General features: G+C 72.6%; 19 protein-coding genes. 9 read left to right on the forward strand and 10 right to left on the reverse strand.

The annotated features are described in order from the left end of the window. Nucleotides 1–4 precede the first annotated feature (4 nt). Together OG392_RS08970 and OG392_RS08975 are read right to left on the reverse strand one after the other, a co-directional pair. Entirely contained in the window at nt 5–889 is an 885-nt protein-coding gene (locus OG392_RS08970) for an SDR family NAD(P)-dependent oxidoreductase (protein ID WP_329277374.1), read from the reverse strand. After that, the gene (locus tag OG392_RS08975; RefSeq protein WP_329277376.1) at nt 889–1,686 is read right to left on the reverse strand and encodes an acetoacetate decarboxylase family protein; all 798 of its coding nucleotides are present in this window, start codon (nt 1,684–1,686) and stop codon (nt 889–891) included. The genes OG392_RS08970 and OG392_RS08975 overlap by 1 nt, the downstream gene beginning before the upstream one ends. Nucleotides 1,687–1,782: 96 nt before the next feature. Here OG392_RS08975 and OG392_RS08980 point away from each other — a divergent pair, with 96 nt between their 5' ends. The 6 genes from OG392_RS08980 (at nt 1,783) to OG392_RS09005 (ending at nt 7,266) form a co-directional block, all read left to right on the forward strand. Beyond that, nucleotides 1,783–2,460 (forward strand): TetR/AcrR family transcriptional regulator, encoded by a 678-nt coding sequence (locus OG392_RS08980; protein WP_329287147.1) that lies wholly within the window; start codon nt 1,783–1,785, stop codon nt 2,458–2,460. Beyond that, the gene (locus OG392_RS08985; protein WP_329277378.1) at nt 2,457–3,446 is read left to right on the forward strand and encodes a DEDDh family exonuclease; all 990 of its coding nucleotides are present in this window, start codon (nt 2,457–2,459) and stop codon (nt 3,444–3,446) included. Before OG392_RS08980 ends, OG392_RS08985 begins: the two co-directional genes overlap by 4 nt. 64 nt (nt 3,447–3,510) lie before the next feature. Then, on the forward strand, nt 3,511–3,744 hold the full coding sequence (locus tag OG392_RS08990; RefSeq protein ID WP_015032679.1) for a hypothetical protein: 234 nt from the start codon (nt 3,511–3,513) through the stop codon (nt 3,742–3,744). A 108-nt stretch (nt 3,745–3,852) separates the two neighbouring features. After that, nucleotides 3,853–4,680, forward strand: a complete 828-nt coding sequence (locus OG392_RS08995; RefSeq protein WP_329277380.1) for an SURF1 family cytochrome oxidase biogenesis protein — start codon at nt 3,853–3,855, stop codon at nt 4,678–4,680. 34 nt (nt 4,681–4,714) lie between these two features. Next, nucleotides 4,715–6,505, forward strand: coding sequence for a glycoside hydrolase family 15 protein (locus OG392_RS09000; protein ID WP_329277382.1), 1,791 nt, complete (start codon nt 4,715–4,717; stop codon nt 6,503–6,505). 5 nt (nt 6,506–6,510) lie between these two features. Next, nucleotides 6,511–7,266, forward strand: coding sequence for an SDR family oxidoreductase (locus OG392_RS09005; RefSeq protein WP_329277384.1), 756 nt, complete (start codon nt 6,511–6,513; stop codon nt 7,264–7,266). 3 nt (nt 7,267–7,269) lie between these two features. Here OG392_RS09005 and amaP read toward each other — a convergent pair whose 3' ends face one another. The 5 genes from amaP to OG392_RS09030 are packed head-to-tail and all read right to left on the reverse strand — an operon-like array spanning nt 7,270 to nt 9,660. Continuing rightward, nucleotides 7,270–7,857, reverse strand: coding sequence for an alkaline shock response membrane anchor protein AmaP (gene amaP / locus OG392_RS09010; RefSeq protein ID WP_329277386.1), 588 nt, complete (start codon nt 7,855–7,857; stop codon nt 7,270–7,272). 26 nt (nt 7,858–7,883) lie between these two features. Further along, the gene (locus OG392_RS09015; RefSeq protein ID WP_329277388.1) at nt 7,884–8,579 is read right to left on the reverse strand and encodes a DUF6286 domain-containing protein; all 696 of its coding nucleotides are present in this window, start codon (nt 8,577–8,579) and stop codon (nt 7,884–7,886) included. Further along, complete coding sequence (locus OG392_RS09020; protein ID WP_329277389.1) at nt 8,576–8,935, reverse strand: Asp23/Gls24 family envelope stress response protein; 360 nt, start codon at nt 8,933–8,935, stop codon at nt 8,576–8,578. Before OG392_RS09020 ends, OG392_RS09015 begins: the two co-directional genes overlap by 4 nt. A gap of 6 nt (nt 8,936–8,941) precedes the next feature. Then, nucleotides 8,942–9,133: a hypothetical protein gene (locus tag OG392_RS09025; RefSeq protein WP_055602871.1), complete on the reverse strand. Its 192-nt coding sequence runs from the start codon at nt 9,131–9,133 to the stop codon at nt 8,942–8,944. 50 nt (nt 9,134–9,183) lie between these two features. After that, the gene (locus OG392_RS09030) at nt 9,184–9,660 is read right to left on the reverse strand and encodes an Asp23/Gls24 family envelope stress response protein (protein ID WP_329277393.1); all 477 of its coding nucleotides are present in this window, start codon (nt 9,658–9,660) and stop codon (nt 9,184–9,186) included. 93 nt (nt 9,661–9,753) lie between these two features. On the opposite strand from OG392_RS09030, the gene OG392_RS09035 reads away from it, so the two are divergent. Continuing rightward, nucleotides 9,754–10,395 (forward strand): hypothetical protein, encoded by a 642-nt coding sequence (locus OG392_RS09035; protein ID WP_329277395.1) that lies wholly within the window; start codon nt 9,754–9,756, stop codon nt 10,393–10,395. 200 nt (nt 10,396–10,595) lie between these two features. On the opposite strand, the gene OG392_RS09040 is transcribed toward OG392_RS09035, so the two are convergent. The 3 genes from OG392_RS09040 to OG392_RS09050 form a co-directional block, all read right to left on the reverse strand. Beyond that, nucleotides 10,596–11,396, reverse strand: a complete 801-nt coding sequence (locus OG392_RS09040) for an enoyl-CoA hydratase/isomerase family protein (RefSeq protein WP_030322673.1) — start codon at nt 11,394–11,396, stop codon at nt 10,596–10,598. A gap of 133 nt (nt 11,397–11,529) precedes the next feature. Beyond that, nucleotides 11,530–11,751, reverse strand: a complete 222-nt coding sequence (locus OG392_RS09045) for a helix-turn-helix domain-containing protein (protein ID WP_006123601.1) — start codon at nt 11,749–11,751, stop codon at nt 11,530–11,532. Nucleotides 11,752–12,092: 341 nt separating this feature from the next. After that, nucleotides 12,093–13,691: an ABC-F family ATP-binding cassette domain-containing protein gene (locus tag OG392_RS09050; RefSeq protein WP_329277398.1), complete on the reverse strand. Its 1,599-nt coding sequence runs from the start codon at nt 13,689–13,691 to the stop codon at nt 12,093–12,095. Nucleotides 13,692–13,957: 266 nt separating this feature from the next. Between OG392_RS09050 and ypfJ the strand changes: the two genes are divergently transcribed. After that, nucleotides 13,958–14,848 carry a KPN_02809 family neutral zinc metallopeptidase gene (gene ypfJ / locus OG392_RS09055; protein ID WP_329277400.1) on the forward strand — a complete coding sequence of 297 codons (891 nt, stop codon included), beginning with the start codon at nt 13,958–13,960 and terminating at the stop codon, nt 14,846–14,848. A 67-nt stretch (nt 14,849–14,915) separates the two neighbouring features. Then, the gene (locus tag OG392_RS09060) at nt 14,916–15,317 is read left to right on the forward strand and encodes a VOC family protein (RefSeq protein ID WP_329277403.1); all 402 of its coding nucleotides are present in this window, start codon (nt 14,916–14,918) and stop codon (nt 15,315–15,317) included. Nucleotides 15,318–15,325: the final 8 nt, after the last annotated feature.

The raw sequence follows: 15,325 nt of genomic DNA on the forward strand, positions 1-15,325 counted from the left end.
CCCCTCAGTCGAGGATGAAGTTCTCCAGGTACGACGGGTCGGAGCGGTCGAGCATGGAGCGCGAGCGCGCCGTGATCTGCCGGTCGCTGTGCTCGCTCTCGGGCAGCATCCAGAAGCGGTCGGCGCGGATGCCGTCGACGACGTGCTCGGCGACCTCCTCCACCGGGGTGAAGGCGACCTCGTGGCCGGCCTGCCTCATGGCGGCCTCCCACTGGTCGAGGCTGCGGTACGGGGTCCTGCGCGGGCGCTCCTTGGCGTACCGCTCGGGCCGGTTGCGGTGCGACTCCCAGAGGCCGGTGCGGAGCATGTGCGGCCCGGGGAAGAGCACGGAGGCGCTCACGCGCGCGTGCTCGGCCCTGAGGTGGGCGTAGAGCGATTCGGTCATGGTGACGACGGCCGCCTTGGTGACCGCGTACACGGAGGCGGTGGGGAGCGGGGCGATGCCGCCGTCGCCGGAGGAGGTGTTGACGACATGGCCGGGTTCGCCGCCCGCGAGCATCCGGGGGACGAAGGCCTGGATGCCGTGGAAGACGCCCCAGACGTTGACGGAGAAGGCCCACTTCCAGTCGTTGGGCTCGTGCTCCCACATCCGGCCCTCGGCGCCGGAGCCGACGCCCGCGTTGTTGCAGAGGACGTGGACGGCGCCGAAGGTGTCGTACGCGGCCTCCGCGAACGCCCGTACCGCGTCGGGGTCGGAGACGTCGACCGTCCGGGCGAGGACCTGCGCCCCGCCGTCCGTCAGTTCGCCGGCGGCCTCGGCGAGGGCGCCCTCCTCGACGTCGCCGAGGACGACGGCCAGGCCCTCGGCGGCGAAGCGGCGGGCCATCGCGAGGCCGATGCCGCTGGCCGCGCCGGTGACGACGGCGACCTGTCCCGGGCGCAGCTCCATCAGATGCTCCCCTCGGGCGGGCCGTCGAGGATCTGCTGCGGGTCGTCGTACCGCTGGTGGATGTACGGCAGGAGGGCCTGCGCGGAGACGCGCTCGGCGACCGTGCCCTTCTGGTCGGTGGTCTTCTCGCCGATGGTGATCTCGACGAGCCGGCGGACGGGGAGGTCGGCGACCGGGTCGTACATGGACTCGCGCAGCACCACGTCGCCGGTGACGCGCTCCAGCTTCCGGACCTTCTCGTTGCGGACGCAGTGGACGAGGACGGGTTCGGCGTCGAAGCCCGTACCGTCCACGCCCGGCAGGAACTTGAAGTAGAAGTCGGTCTTCTCGACCGGCTCCGGGAGCGGCAGGGGCCCGGAGACCGCGCCGCGCACCTCGACGAAGTCGATGCCGTGCCGGCCGAGCGCCGCGCGGACGACGAGCCCGTCGCGCTCGACGACGACCTCGCCGAGTTTCTTCGGTTCGCCGAAGACCTCGCGGCCGCCGACGAGGGCCCGCTCGTGGGTCATCGGCATCACCAGCGGGTACCAGCCCTCGCGGTCGCCGTGGGCGGCGGCGACGGCGACGGAGCCGGCGCCGAGGGGATAGCCGGGCAGGTCGACCTGGGAGATGTTGGCCCGCACGAGGGGCCGCTCGGTGGGTTTCAGCGGGGGCGGCAGGACGGCCGCCACCACGTCCGGATCGGTCTCCCAGACGGCGACCACTCCGGTGGACCAGATGTCGGGGAGCTTCGCGCTCTTCGTGCGGGCCGCCGTGATCTCGGCGTCCGTGCGCGCCCCGTACCGTACTCGTGCCATGACGTACCACCCTTCTGGGGGTCGGGTCTGTAACAGAGTTACACCGGCGGCGATGAAGGGTAAAGACCCGTGCACGCGACAGAGTTGGGGGAACGGATGGCGCGCGCCGCACTCAGCCGCGAGGAAGTCCTGGAGACCGCCGCCGCCCTGGTGCGCCGGCACGGTCCGGACGCCCTCACCATGCGCAGGCTCGCGGCCGAGCTGGGCACGGCGGTCACCTCGATCTACTGGCACGTCGGCAACCGCGAGTCCCTGCTCGACGCCCTGGTCGAGCGGACGGTCGCGGATCTCGACACGATCCGCCCGCGCGGCGCGACCCCCGCCGACCGCCTGGTCTCGGTCGCCCGCGCGCTGCGCCGCGCCCTGCGCGAGCGCCCCCACCTGGTCGCGATGGTCCACGAACGGGGCCTGACGGAACGCATGTTCCTGCCGGCCCAGCGCGCTCTGGTCCATGAGGCGCACGCCGCGGGACTGCGCGGGGCGCACGCGGCGCGGGCCGTCCGCGCGGTGCAGTTCCAGGTCGTCGGCTATGTCCTGGTGGAGCGCAACCGGGAGCGCGCCCCGGCGCAGTCGCCGGCGGAGGAGGAGCTGTGGAGCGGCGAGGACGCCGAGTCCGACGAGGCCCTCGCCCGTGCGCTCGCCGCCCCGATCGACACCGAGCGGCTGTTCGTCGACTCGGTGCGGGCCCTGGTGGAGGGACTCCTCGCCGGGGCTCCCGGGGCCGCCGGGGAGACCGGGGACGGAGTTGTCGGCCGCGGGCCGTATTCTCAGTGACCGTGCTTGACGACCGTACGACAGCAGCGACGTGGCCGGCCGCCTACCCGCAGGGGTACGCGGTCGTCGACGTGGAGACCACCGGACTCGCCCGCGACGACCGGATAGTGTCGGCTGCCGTCTACCGGCTGGACGCCCAGGGGAACGTCGAGGACCACTGGTACACGCTCGTCAACCCCGAGCGCGATCCGGGACCCGTCTGGATCCACGGGCTCACCACCGACGTCCTGGAGGGCGCTCCGCTCTTCCCGGAGATCGCGGCGGAGTTCGCGGCCCGGCTGGACGGGCGGGTGCTCGTCGCGCACAACGCGATGTTCGACTGGCAGATGATCGCCCGGGAGTACGCGCGCGCGGAGTCGGCCGCGCCGGTGCGGCAGCGGCTGTGCACGATCGCGCTCGCCAAGGAGCTGTCGCTGCCGCTGCCGAACCACAAGCTGGAGTCGCTCGCCGCGCACTTCGGCGTGGTGCAGCAGCGCGCGCACAACGCGCTGGACGACGCGCGCGTGCTCGCGGAGGCGTTCCGGCCGAGCCTGCACGCGGCCGCCGAGCGCAACGTACGGCTGCCGCTGCTGGAGTGCCGGCCGCTGACCGAGTGGGCCGCGTCACCCGCGCAGCAGCCGCGGATCGGCCACCAGGCCGGGTACGGCTCCTCGTACCGGGCGGGCAGCTGGCGTCCCTCGCGGAAGCGGCCGCCGTGCCCGTACCCCAACCCCGGCCGGTACGAGACGGACAAACCGCTCAAGCAGGGCATGCGGGTGGCGTTCTCCGGGGACACCTCCGTCGACCGCGAGCTGCTGGAGGACCGCACGGTCGACGCCGGGCTCCATGTGGCGGGGAGCGTCTCCCGGCTCACGAGCCTCCTGGTCACCAACGACCCGGACTCCGCCACCTCCAAGACCGTCAAGGCCAAGTCCTTCGGCACGCCGGTCGTGGACGAGGCGGCGTACACCCAGTTGCTGCGGGACGTGGCCCCGGCAGACGGGTGACACCCCCGGCCCGGCGGGCGTGCCGAGCTGCGCACGCCCCGCCGGGAGCCTCACCCTGTGGCGCATGGCACGTTGTGAGGTCTGCGGAAACGATTACGGCATGTCCTTCGAGGTACACGCGCAGGGCGCGATCCATGTCTTCGACTGCTTCGCCTGCGCCATCCACCGCATGGCGCCCATCTGCGAGCACTGCCGGGTCCAGATCATCGGGCAGGGCGTCGAGGTCGACGGCAGCTGGTACTGCGGCGGCCACTGCGCCCGCGCGGAGGGAAAGGTGGGCATCGTCGACAGGGTGTGAGGGATCCGGGGCCGGGAACGGCAGGGTCCGCGGAAACGATCCCGGGCCCGTCACGCACGAGCCGCCCCCCGTGCGTACACCCCATGGACCGAGTTGTACGGTCATGGGGTGTACCGCTTCTTGTTGTCCCGGCAGTGGGTGATCCTCACCCTCATCGCCCTCGTCCTCGTCCCGACGATGATCGAGCTGGGCTTCTGGCAGTTCCACCGGCACGAGCGCCGGGTCGCCCAGAACGCCCTGATCGCGGACAGCATCGCGGCGAAGCCGCTCCCGGTCGAGGAGCTCACCTCCCCCGGCCACACGGTCCCGCGCTCCGACTACTGGCGGCCCGTCACCGCCACCGGCACCTTCGACACCACCCACGAGGTGGTCGTCCGCCGCCGCACCTCCTCCGACGAGCGGGTCGGCGTACACATCCTGAGCCCGCTGGTCCTCCGCGACGGTCGGATCGTCCTGGTCAACCGCGGCTGGGTCCCGGCCGCCGCCGACCAGCACTCCTACCCGCCGGTGCCGCCCGCCCCCAAGGGCGAGGTGACCATCACCGGCCGGCTCAAGGCCGACGAGACGACCGGCGCCAGCGGCATCAAGGACCTCAAGGGCCTGCCGGACCGTCAGGTCATGCTGATCAACAGCGGGCAGCAGGCGGAGCTGATCGGTCGCGAGGTCCTCGGCGGCTATCTGGAGCAGACCGGGCCCGAGCCCGCCGGGGACACCCCCGAGCTGATCCCCGAGCCCGACCACACGTCGATCGGCTCCCACATGGCGTACGCCGTGCAGTGGTGGCTGTTCACGGCCGGGGTACCCGTCGGCTGGGTGATCCTGGTCCGCCGCGAGAAGCGCGACCGTGCCGCCGCCGCCTCCGGCACCACGGGGAACGACACCCCGGGAACCCCCGAACGGGACCCCGAGGCGATCCAGGCCACTCCGTCCGTCTGATTGACAGGCGCCACTTCCGGGAACAGCCCAAAGCGTGACGCAACGTATCGACGACTACGCCCTCATCGGCGATCTCCAGACCGCCGCGCTCGTCGGCCGCGACGGGTCGGTCGACTGGCTGTGTCTGCCCCGCTTCGACTCGGCCGCCTGCTTCGCCGCGATCCTCGGCGACGAGGACAACGGCCACTGGCGGATCGCCCCCAAGGGCGCCACGACCTGCTCCTCGCGCAGATACGCCGAGGACTCCCTGGTCCTGGAGACCTACTGGGAGACCCGCACGGGCACGGTCAAGGTCGTCGACTTCATGCCGCAGCGGGACAGGGCCCCCGATCTGATGCGGATCGTCGAGGGCGTCAGCGGCACCGTCGAGATGGACGCCGTCCTGCGGCTCCGCTTCGACTACGGCTCGGTCGTGCCCTGGATGCGCCGCGCGGACGGCCACCGGGTCGCCGTCGCCGGGCCCGACGCGGTCTGGCTGCGCAGCGAGCCGCCGGTGAAGACCTGGGGCCAGCAGTTCTCCACCTGTTCCTCCTTCACCGTCGGCGCCGGCGAGAAGGTCGCCTTCGTGATGACCTGGCACCCCTCGCACGAGCCGCGTCCCGATCTCATCGACCCCCACACGGCCCTGGAGCAGTCCCTGGCGGACTGGCGGGAGTGGTCGGGCCGCTGCACCTACCGGGGGCCGTACCGGGAGGCGGTGCTGCGCTCGCTGATCACCCTCAAGGCCCTCACGTACGCCCCGACCGGCGGGATCATGGCCGCGCCCACCACCTCCCTGCCGGAGGAGGTCGGCGGCGTGCGGAACTGGGACTACCGCGCCTGCTGGCTCCGCGACTCCTCCCTCACCCTCGGCGCGCTGCTCGCCGCCGGATACGTCGACGAGGCGGGCGCCTGGCGGGACTGGCTGCTCCGCTCGGTCGCCGGCGACCCGGCCGACCTGCAGATCATGTACGGGCCCGCCGGGGAGCGCCGGCTCCCCGAGACCACCCTGCCGTGGCTGCGCGGCTACGCCGACTCGGCGCCGGTACGGACCGGGAACGCGGCCGTGGACCAGTTCCAGCTCGATGTGTACGGCGAGGTCATGGACTCGCTCCACCGCGCGCGTGAGGCCGGGATCCCCGCGGAGCGGCACGCCTGGAACCTGCAGCTGAGCCTGCTCGGCTTCCTGGAGTCGACCTGGCGCGAGCCCGACGAGGGACTGTGGGAGGTGCGCGGCCCCCGTCGGCACTTCACCCACTCGAAGGTGATGGCCTGGGTGGCCGCCGACCGGGCGGTGCGGACCCTGGAGGCGGACCCCTCGCTGCCGGGGGACGCGGCGCGGTGGCGGGCGATGCGGGACGAGATCCACGCGCAGGTGTGCGCCCGGTCCTACGACCCCGTGCGGAACACCTTCACCCAGTCGTACGGCTCCCAGGAGCTGGACGCCGCGACCCTGCTCATCCCCCAGGTCGGCTTCCTGCCGCCGGACGACCCCCGGGTGGTGGGCACGGTGGACGCCGTACAGGCGGAGCTGACGCACGGCGGCTACGTACGCCGCTACAGCACCGGCGCGGAGGCGGTGGACGGTCTCCCGGGCGAGGAGGGCACCTTCCTGGTCTGCTCCTTCTGGCTCGCGGACGCGCTCCGGCTCTGCGGCCGGCGCGAGGAGGCCCGCGCGCTCTTCGAACGGCTCGTGGCCCTGTGCAACGACGTGGGCCTCCTGGCGGAGGAGTACGACCCGGTGACGGACCGCCAGCTGGGCAACTTCCCGCAGGCCTTCAGCCACATCGGCCTGGTGGGCACGGCGCTCGCACTGGCAGCCGAGGATCAGGACCCGGCAGGATAGGGCCCATGGATCTTGGGATGAAGGACCGTGTGTACGTGGTGACCGGGGCGACGCGGGGGCTCGGCCGGGCCTCCGCGGAGGCGCTGCTCGCCGAGGGGGCCAAGGTGCTCGTCACCGGCCGCGACGAGAAGACCGTCGCCGAGGCCGTGGCCGAGCTGGGGCCGGGTGCGGCGGGCATCGCAGCCGACAACACCGACCCGGAGACCCCGGCGCGGCTCGTCGCCGAGGCGCGGGCGCGGTTCGGCGGCTTCGACGGCATCCTCATCAGCGTCGGCGGTCCGGCGCCCGGCTTCGCGGCCGACAACAGCGACGAGGACTGGGCCACCGCGTTCGACACCGTCTTCCTCGGGGCCGTACGACTGGCCCGCGCGGCCGCCGAGACGCTCGGCGAGGGCGGCGTCATCGGCTTCGTCCTGTCCGGCTCGGTCCACGAGCCGATCCCCGGTCTGACCATCTCCAACGGTCTGCGCCCGGGGCTCGCGGGCTTCGCGAAGTCCCTCGCCAACGACCTCGGCCCGAGCGGGGTGCGCGTCATCGGCCTGCTGCCCAGCCGGATCGACACGGACCGGGTGCGGTTCCTGGACTCGCTCTCGGGCGACGCGGACGCGACCCGCGCGGCCAACGAGGCCGCCATCCCGCTGCGCCGCTACGGGACCCCGGAGGAGTTCGGGCGGACGGCGGCGTTCCTGCTGTCGCCGGCCGCCTCGTACCTCACGGGTCTGATGCTCCCGGTGGACGGCGGGGCGCGCGCCGGGTTCTGAACCTCAGGCGACCCTGCGGGCCCGGTGCTTCACCGCCCGCAGGCGTGCCTCGGTGGGCAGCGCGGGCAGGCCGGTGGAGGTCCGCGCGTGGGCCAGGGCCCGGGTGCTGAGCGTGGTCAGGGCGGCCCCCGGGGAGGCGTGCGGCTCCAGGAGGAGCGCGACGCGGGTCCGGGGGGCGGCCCGGCGGCCGGTGAGGGAGACCCGGGCCTTGGCCACCCCGTCCTGGGCCGTGGCGTCCGCCTCCAGGACGCCCTCCAGGGCCCGGCCGCGCAGCACCGCGACCTCGCCGTCGCCGCTGTCGACGACGACCTCGGCGAGCCGGGCACGGCGGAACTGGACGAGGAGCCACCACAGCGCGAGCAGGACGACGATGCCGAGGACCGCGATGACCACCGGCCACCACCAGCCCTCGTCGCGCCAGCGCTGCCGGTCGGCGGCGGACAGCAGCACGTCCGAGGGGCCCGACCAGGGCCACCAGGACGGGACGGACAGATCGAGGGCGGCGGCGAGGACTCCCCCTCCGCCGACGACGAGCAGCAGCCCGGCGAGGCCGAGCAGGACGCGGTTGACGCGCCGGAGGACGACCGTCACCGGGGCACCTCTTCGTGGTTCATGGCTCACGCCTTCCTGGGCGGCCGGGCCACCCGTACGGTCAGCGCGGGCGGGTGGGCGAGTCCCAGCTCTTCGATGCCGGCGGCGAGGGCCGTCTCCACGTCGGCACTGACCTCGTCGAGCGCCCGGAAGTGCGAGAGGGCCCTGACCGCCACCTTGGAGCGACCCATCCGGACCCGGACGGACTGCACGCCGGAGACCTCCATGGCCCGGTCCCGCAGGGCCAGGGCCGCGGCCTCCCGGTCGAGTCCGGCCCGTACGTCCGCGTGTTCGCGGCGCATCGGGAGGACGGCGCGCAGGCCGGGGGTCAGGGCGAGGATCAGCAGCCAGAGGCCGAGGACGACCGCGACGGCCGCGCCGACGACGACCCAGGTGTCGTCGAGCGGCCGGGTCGCGAGTCCGTCGGCGAGTTCGCGCCGCCAGGCCATGGCCTGGCGGTCGGACCGGACGGCCGCCACGTCGTAGAGCAGGAGCCCGGCCCCGCCGAGGACGAGCGCCGCGAGAACCGCGGCCGGGATGCGGCGGACCGCCCAGAAGCGGCGGACCCGGCGCGCCGGGACGGCGTCGGTGGGGACGGGGACGTCGTCGGAGGGGGAACCGGGGGCCGCGTCGGGACGCGGGTCGGTGTCGCCGCGGGCCCGGGTCGGCTCGTCGCCGGGGGCGGGCCCGTGCGCGGGAGGCTGTTCGGGAGGTGTCGTCATGAGAGGCGGCCCCTCGGGGTGGAACGGCGGGTGAGCGGGGAGTGGAGGCGTTCCACCTGGACGGTGACCTCGTGGACCTCGATGCCCACGAGCTGCTCCACGCGTGCGCGTACCCGTCCCCGGACGGCGCCGCACCGGGCCCCGATGTCGGTGGGGTAGTCGAGGTCGAGGCTCACCGCGACCCGGGCGACGTCCCGGTGGACGACGACCGAGGCGTGCGGTCCGGAGCCGCCCTCGGGGACGGTGCCCACGGCCTCCCTGGCCGCCTGGGCGGCGATCTTCGCCACGACCCGGTCGGCGATCGAGGTGGCGCCCCGGTCACGCACCGGGTCCGGGGAGGCCAGGTCGGTTGCCACCCCGGGTCACCGCCGCCGGTCGCCGCGGTCGCGGCCCCGGAAGAGGTCGCCGGGTTCGAGGTCGCCGTCGAGGAAGCGGCCCGCCACGAAGCCGATCGCTCCCAAGGCCGCGACCAGCACAAACGCTCCGAAGCCGCCGAAGTATCCGGCGAAGCCGAGAGCCATGCCGGCCACCAGGCCGACCACCGCCATGCTCATTCCTGACCCCTTTCCGAGTCCTCCTGAGCCCCTGTGCCCAACCGTCGGGGCTACTGGAGCCGTGACTCCGGCTCGTCTTCCTCTTCGTCCGGCAGCTTCACGTCGCTGACCGCGATGTTGACCTCGACGACCTCGAGGCCGGTCATGCGCTCCACGGCCGCGATGACGTTCTCCCGGACGTCGCCGGTGACGTCGGCGATGGAGACGCCGTAGTCGACGACGATCTCCAGGTCGAGCGCGGTCTGCACCTCGCCGACCTCGGCCTTCACCCCGCGGGTGACGTTCGACTTGGCGCCGCCCCCGCCGGGCACCCGGTCGCGTACGGCGCCGAAGGTGCGGGAGATGCCGCTGCCCATGGCGTGGACGCCCTCGACGTCACGGGCGGCGAGTCCGGCGATCTTCTCGACGACTCCGTCCGCGATGGTGGTCCGGCCCCGGGTGGCGGGCGCGCCGCCGCCCCGCTTGGTGACCGAGGTCCGGCGCGGTTCGTCACCGCCGGACTCGGTGGAATACGTACTGTCCGTCATTACCTTTCGCCCCTTCTAGGATATTTCGGGGTTCTTCGCCCACATTAAGGGCGCTTACCCGGTCTCGCCCCGGGAATACGGCAGGCTGGGGTAATGACGACAGGTGAGGGTTGGACGGCGGCGGTGCGGGACCGCCTCGCTCCGGGCAGGCTGCTGCCCCTCGGAGCGGCGGAGGGGGCCTGGATCACCGAGCGGGCGGTGCGCGAGGTACTCGGCCGGGCCGCCTCGGCCGTACGGGGTGTGGTGCCCGGCAGACTGCGGATCGGACCGGCGGACGCGGCCGACGATCCGGAATCGGGTGCCGTGATCGTCACGGCCTCGTTCGGCGCCGTCGCCCGGCGCCCGCTGCCGGAGCTCGTCGGGGAACTGCGGGCGGCGCTGCTCACCGCCGCCGAGGACGGGCTCGGGCTGGTGGTCGGCGCGGTGGACCTCAGGGTGGCGGAGCTGCTCGACACGGCGCCGGAGCCGGACGCCGGAGCCGCTCCCCCGCCCGGGCCGACCTCGCCCGCGACGGACGACCCCGTGGCGCTCGCGGCGCTCGGCGTGACGGGAGTCGCGGCGATGACGGACACACTGGGGCCGCCGGTGCGTCGCACGCCCGACGAGGTGCGGGTGGAGGTGGCCGTGACGGCCGGGGCCCGCCCCCTGGACGTGGCGCGCGCGCTGCGCGCGACGGTGACCGCGCTCGCCCCGGAGGGCGCCGCGGTCACGGTCGTGGTGTCGGACCTGCGCTAGGGCCTGTCGTCAAAATCCCGTCGTCGCCCGGAGGGCGGCCCCGCGGCGTCTGGTGCGTGCTCTCGGTGTGCCGGGAGGAAGCCCTCGTACTGGACGTACTCGGGCTTTCGCCCGGTGCGGCGAGAGTGCGTGCCAGGCGTCGCGGGGCAGACGGGAGTTTGACGACAGGCCCTAGGGCAGGCGGCGGGCGCGGGCAGGCGTCAGTCGCCGAGGCCCGCGAGGTCGCGCAGGCGGCGGGCCTGGGCGGCGCGCTCCGCGACGCGCTGCTCCTCGTACGAGCGGCCGGAGACGCCCTGGAGGAGCGCCTTGGTCTCGGTGACCGCGTCGCGCGGCGCCGCGAGCAGGGCGGCGCCGAGGTCCCGTACCGCCGCGTCGAGCTCGTCGGCGGGGACGGACAGGTTGGCGAGACCGATGCGCTCGGCCTCCTCCGCGTGGACGAAGCGGCCGGTGGCGCAGATCTCCAGCGCGCGAGCGTAGCCGACGAGCGAGACGAGCGGGTGCGTCCCGGTCAGGTCCGGGACGAGACCCAGGCTGGTCTCGCGCATGGCGAACTGCACGTCCTCGGCGACGACCCGCAGGTCGCAGGCGAGAGCGAGCTGGAAGCCCGCGCCGATGGCGTGTCCCTGGACGGCCGCGATCGACACGAGGTCGCTGCGGCGCCACCAGGTGAACGCCTCCTGGTACTCGGCGATGACCGCGTCGAGGTCCGCGTCGGAACCACGCGCGAGATCGAGGAAGGACGGCTCTCCGTCGAAGCCCTCGGGCGTGAACGCCTGCCGGTCGAGTCCGGCGGAGAAGGACTGTCCCTCACCGCGCAGAACGACGACCCGCACGCTGCCGGGCAACGACCGGCCGGCTTCTGTCAACGCCCGCCACAGAGCGGGAGACTGAGCGTTGCGCTTCGCCGGATTGGTCAGGGTCACCGTGGCAACGGCGTCCTCGACGGTGAGCCGTACACCGTCCTTGTCGAATACGAGCTCAGAGTCGTCGAGCGTAGTCATGGGGCGCCTCCGGTTACGGTGCAGCACACTGCATGCGAAATGCTAAGTGACTGCACAGTAACCACCTGGCCGGCGCGATGGCCGACCGGGTGGCCACCGCGAGATCCGGTGGCCCGGTCGAGGCGTCCTTGTGTCAGGCCGAGGCGGCTTTCTTGCCCCGGGTCGCTCCGCCGCGTCCACGCAGCGTGACTCCGGACTCACTGAGCATCCGATGGACGAATCCGTAGGAGCGGCCCGTTTCCTCGGCCAGCGCCCGGATACTCGCACCGGAGTCGTACTTCTTCTTCAGGTCTGCCGCGAGCTTGTCGCGCGCGGCGCCGGTCACCCGGCTGCCCTTCTTCAGAGTCTCGGCCACCCGTGCCTCCTCATGGGAAGTGCGCTCTGGACTTCTCATGATCACCCCTCCCGTCCGTCCTGGCCACCCATTCGACAAGGTCCATGCCGCCGGGTTTGTGGACGAGCGCGCGATCGTCACGACCGGAAGGTCAGATTCCGCTGGGTCTGAATCCGGGCTCCGGGGCGCCCGGTGCGGGAATCAGCAGGTCAGCGAGACAGGGGGACACACGTACGGCGCGGGTCTGCCGGAAGGATTCGGCAGAGCACCGCGCCGGGGTGTACGAGACGCCCTCACTCAGATGAAGGATCACCCGTGGGCCGAATGATCCAGCCGGGCATGATCACCCGGCTCTCTCCGGGTCAGGCGAGCGCGACCAGGTCCGCGTAGTCCGGGCCCCACAGGTCCTCGACGCCGTCCGGGAGCAGGATGATCCGCTCCGGCTCCAGCGCGTCGACCGCGCCCTCGTCGTGGGTGACGAGGACGACGGCGCCCTTGTAGGTCCGCAGGGCCCCGAGGATCTCCTCGCGGCTGGCCGGGTCCAGGTTGTTGGTGGGCTCGTCGAGGAGCAGCACGTTCGCCGAGGAGACGACCAGGGTGGCCAGGGCCAGACGGGTCTTCTCGCCGCCGGAGAGCACTCCGGCAGGCTTGTCGACGTCGTCGCCGGAGAAGAGGAAGGAGCCGAGCGTCTTGCGGACCTGGACGAGGTCGAGGTCGGGCGCGGCCGAGCGCATGTTCTCCAGGACGCTGCGCTCGGGGTCGAGCGTCTCGTGCTCCTGGGCGTAGTAGCCGAGCTTGAGACCGTGGCCCGGGGTCACCTCGCCGGTGTCGGGCCTCTCGGCGCCGGCGAGCAGCCGGAGCAGCGTGGTCTTGCCCGCGCCGTTGAGGCCGAGGATGACGACGCGCGAGCCCTTGTCGATCGCGAGATCCACATCGGTGAAGATTTCGAGCGAACCGTAGGACTTGGAGAGCCCCTCGGCCGTCAGCGGGGTCTTGCCGCAGGGCGCGGGGTCGGGGAAGCGGAGCTTGGCGACCTTGTCGGAGGCGCGCACCGCCTCCAGGCCGGAGAGCAGGCGCTCGGCCCGCTTGGCCATGTTCTGCGCGGCCACGGTCTTGGTGGCCTTGGCGCGCATCTTGTCGGCCTGCGAGTTGAGGGCCGCGGCCTTCTTCTCGGCGTTCTGGCGCTCGCGCTTGCGGCGCTTCTCGTCGGCCTCGCGCTGCTGCTGGTAGAGCTTCCAGCCCATGTTGTAGACGTCGATGGTGGAGCGGTTGGCGTCCAGGTAGAAGACCTTGTTGACCACGGTCTCGACGAGGTCGACGTCGTGGGAGATCACGATGAAGCCGCCGCGGTAGCTCTTCAGGTAGTCGCGCAGCCAGACGATGGAGTCGGCGTCGAGGTGGTTGGTCGGCTCGTCGAGGAGGAGCGTGTCGGCGTCCGAGAAGAGGATCCGGGCGAGCTCGACCCGACGGCGCTGACCGCCGGAGAGGGTGTGCAGCGGCTGACCGAGGACCCGGTCGGGCAGACCCAGCGCGGCGGCGATGGTGGAGGCCTCGGCCTCGGCCGCGTACCCGCCCTTGGTCAGGAACTCGGTCTCCTGGCGCTCGTACTGCCGCATCGCCTTCTCGCGGGTGGCGCCGGCGCCGGTGGCGATGCGCTCCTCGTTCATCCGCATCTTCTTGAGGAGGACGTCGAGGCCGCGGGCGGAGAGGATGCGGTCGCGGGCCAGGACGTCGAGGTCGCCGGTGCGCGGGTCCTGCGGGAGGTAGCCGACCTCGCCGGAGCGGGCGATCTGGCCGGCGGCGGGGACACCCTCGCCCGCGAGGCACTTGGTGAGGGTGGTCTTGCCCGCGCCGTTGCGGCCGACGAGGCCGATGCGGTCGCCCTTGGCGACGCGGAAGGAAGCGGACTCGATGAGGACTCGGGCGCCGGCGCGCAGCTCGATGCCGGAAGCGGTGATCACGGACAGACTCCAGGGCGATGGGAAACGGCGGAAGGACGACTGAGGGAGGGCTTCGACGCCGCTAATGCACGGGGAGAATGGCCATACGGCCAGTCTAACGGGCCCCTGCAACTGCTTTTCGGCCATGAGGCGCCCCGGGGTGCGATCGGAGCTTTCTCACATAACCTCCCCTGTCTGAACAAAAGGGGCGAGTACGTGGAGATCGATCGATACTCGGCGCAGGGCGGCGGCCTCTGCCGCGGCTGTGACGCGGAGGGTGGTGGACCGTGCAGTTCGACGACGACGCCGATCTGGACACCTCGGAGGTCAAGGACGTCCGGAGCAGCCGCATCCCGGGCGGGAAGGCGACCGTCGGCGGCGGCATCATCGGCTTCATCGCCCTGATCCTGGGCCTGTTCCTCGGGGTGGGGCCGGACCAGCTCGGGCTCTCCTCGGGCGGTGACGAGCCGGTGGCCAGCTCCTCCGGAGCCGGGCAGGTGGCACAGACCTGCAAGAAGGGCTCGGACGCCAACACCCGCGAGGACTGCCGGATCGTCGCCGTCGTCAACAGCGTCCAGGACTTCTGGCGCGGCGAGTACGCCCGCCGGGGCGGCACCTACGGGAGCGCCGACACCGTGATGTTCAGCCAGCGGGTCCCGACCGCCTGCGGTTCCGCGACCTCGGCCGTGGGTCCCTTCTACTGCCCCGGCGACCGGCAGGTCTATCTGGACCTCGGCTTCTTCGACGAGCTGCGCACCAAGTTCGGGTCGAGCGGCGGACCGTTCGCCCAGGCGTACGTGGTGGCGCACGAGTACGGCCACCACATCCAGAACCTGATGGGGACCCTGAGCCGTGCCCAGGACGGGCGGACCGGCGCGAACTCCAACGCCGTGCGGGTCGAGCTCCAGGCCGACTGCTACGCGGGGGTGTGGGCCCGGCACGCCACGACCACGCCCGACGACCGCACGGGCCGGCCGCTGCTCACGCGGCTGACGGACGAGGACATCAGGGACGGCCTGGACGCGGCGGCCGCGGTGGGCGACGACCGGATCCAGGAGAGGTTCCAGGGCCGGGTGACCCCGGAGAACTGGACCCACGGCTCCGCCGCCCAGCGCCAGCAGTGGTTCTACGAGGGCTACCGGACGGGCGACATGGCGCGGTGCAACACCTTCCGCTGATCGCCCGGGGGGACTGCCAGACTGAGACCCGGGTCACATTCGACCGGATCGAGAGGAAGTGATCGGGATGGCTGAGGCTCCCCACATCTGTCCGACGCTGACGTACGAGGACGCGAAGGCGGCGATCAGCCTGCTCACGGACGGCTTCGGCTTCCGTGCGAACGCCGTGTACGAGACCGAGGACGGACGAGTGGCGCACGCCGAGCTGTCGTACGGGAACGGCATGGTGATGCTGGGCAGCAAGGGCACCGGCAGCGAGTTCGACAAGCTGATGACCGACGCCGGTCCGGTCGGGGTGTTCGTGCACGTGGACGACGTCGACGAGCACCACGCGCGGGCGGTGGCCCACGGCGTCGAGATCGTCATGCCGCCCAGGGACCAGGAGTACGGCTCGCGGGACTACATGGCGCGGGACGGCGAGGGCAACATCTGGAGCTTCGGGACGTACAGCCCCGGCGCCGCGGAGTAGCCGGGCGC

The sequence above is a fragment of the Streptomyces sp. NBC_00691 genome, assembly GCF_036226665.1.
Classification (GTDB): domain Bacteria; phylum Actinomycetota; class Actinomycetes; order Streptomycetales; family Streptomycetaceae; genus Streptomyces.

Coding starts and splice junctions, on each gene's coding strand:
- OG392_RS08975 (WP_329277376.1), bottom strand. CDS start 1,686: ATGGCACGAGTACGGTACGGGGCGCGCACGGACGCCGAGATCACGGCG.
- OG392_RS08970 (WP_329277374.1), bottom strand. CDS start 889: ATGGAGCTGCGCCCGGGACAGGTCGCCGTCGTCACCGGCGCGGCCAGC.
- OG392_RS09060 (WP_329277403.1), top strand. CDS start 14,916: ATGGCTGAGGCTCCCCACATCTGTCCGACGCTGACGTACGAGGACGCG.
- OG392_RS09030 (WP_329277393.1), bottom strand. CDS start 9,660: ATGACGGACAGTACGTATTCCACCGAGTCCGGCGGTGACGAACCGCGC.
- OG392_RS09040 (WP_030322673.1), bottom strand. CDS start 11,396: ATGACTACGCTCGACGACTCTGAGCTCGTATTCGACAAGGACGGTGTA.
- OG392_RS08990 (WP_015032679.1), top strand. CDS start 3,511: ATGGCACGTTGTGAGGTCTGCGGAAACGATTACGGCATGTCCTTCGAG.
- OG392_RS09005 (WP_329277384.1), top strand. CDS start 6,511: ATGGATCTTGGGATGAAGGACCGTGTGTACGTGGTGACCGGGGCGACG.
- OG392_RS08980 (WP_329287147.1), top strand. CDS start 1,783: ATGGCGCGCGCCGCACTCAGCCGCGAGGAAGTCCTGGAGACCGCCGCC.
- OG392_RS09035 (WP_329277395.1), top strand. CDS start 9,754: ATGACGACAGGTGAGGGTTGGACGGCGGCGGTGCGGGACCGCCTCGCT.
- OG392_RS09025 (WP_055602871.1), bottom strand. CDS start 9,133: ATGAGCATGGCGGTGGTCGGCCTGGTGGCCGGCATGGCTCTCGGCTTC.
- OG392_RS09015 (WP_329277388.1), bottom strand. CDS start 8,579: ATGACGACACCTCCCGAACAGCCTCCCGCGCACGGGCCCGCCCCCGGC.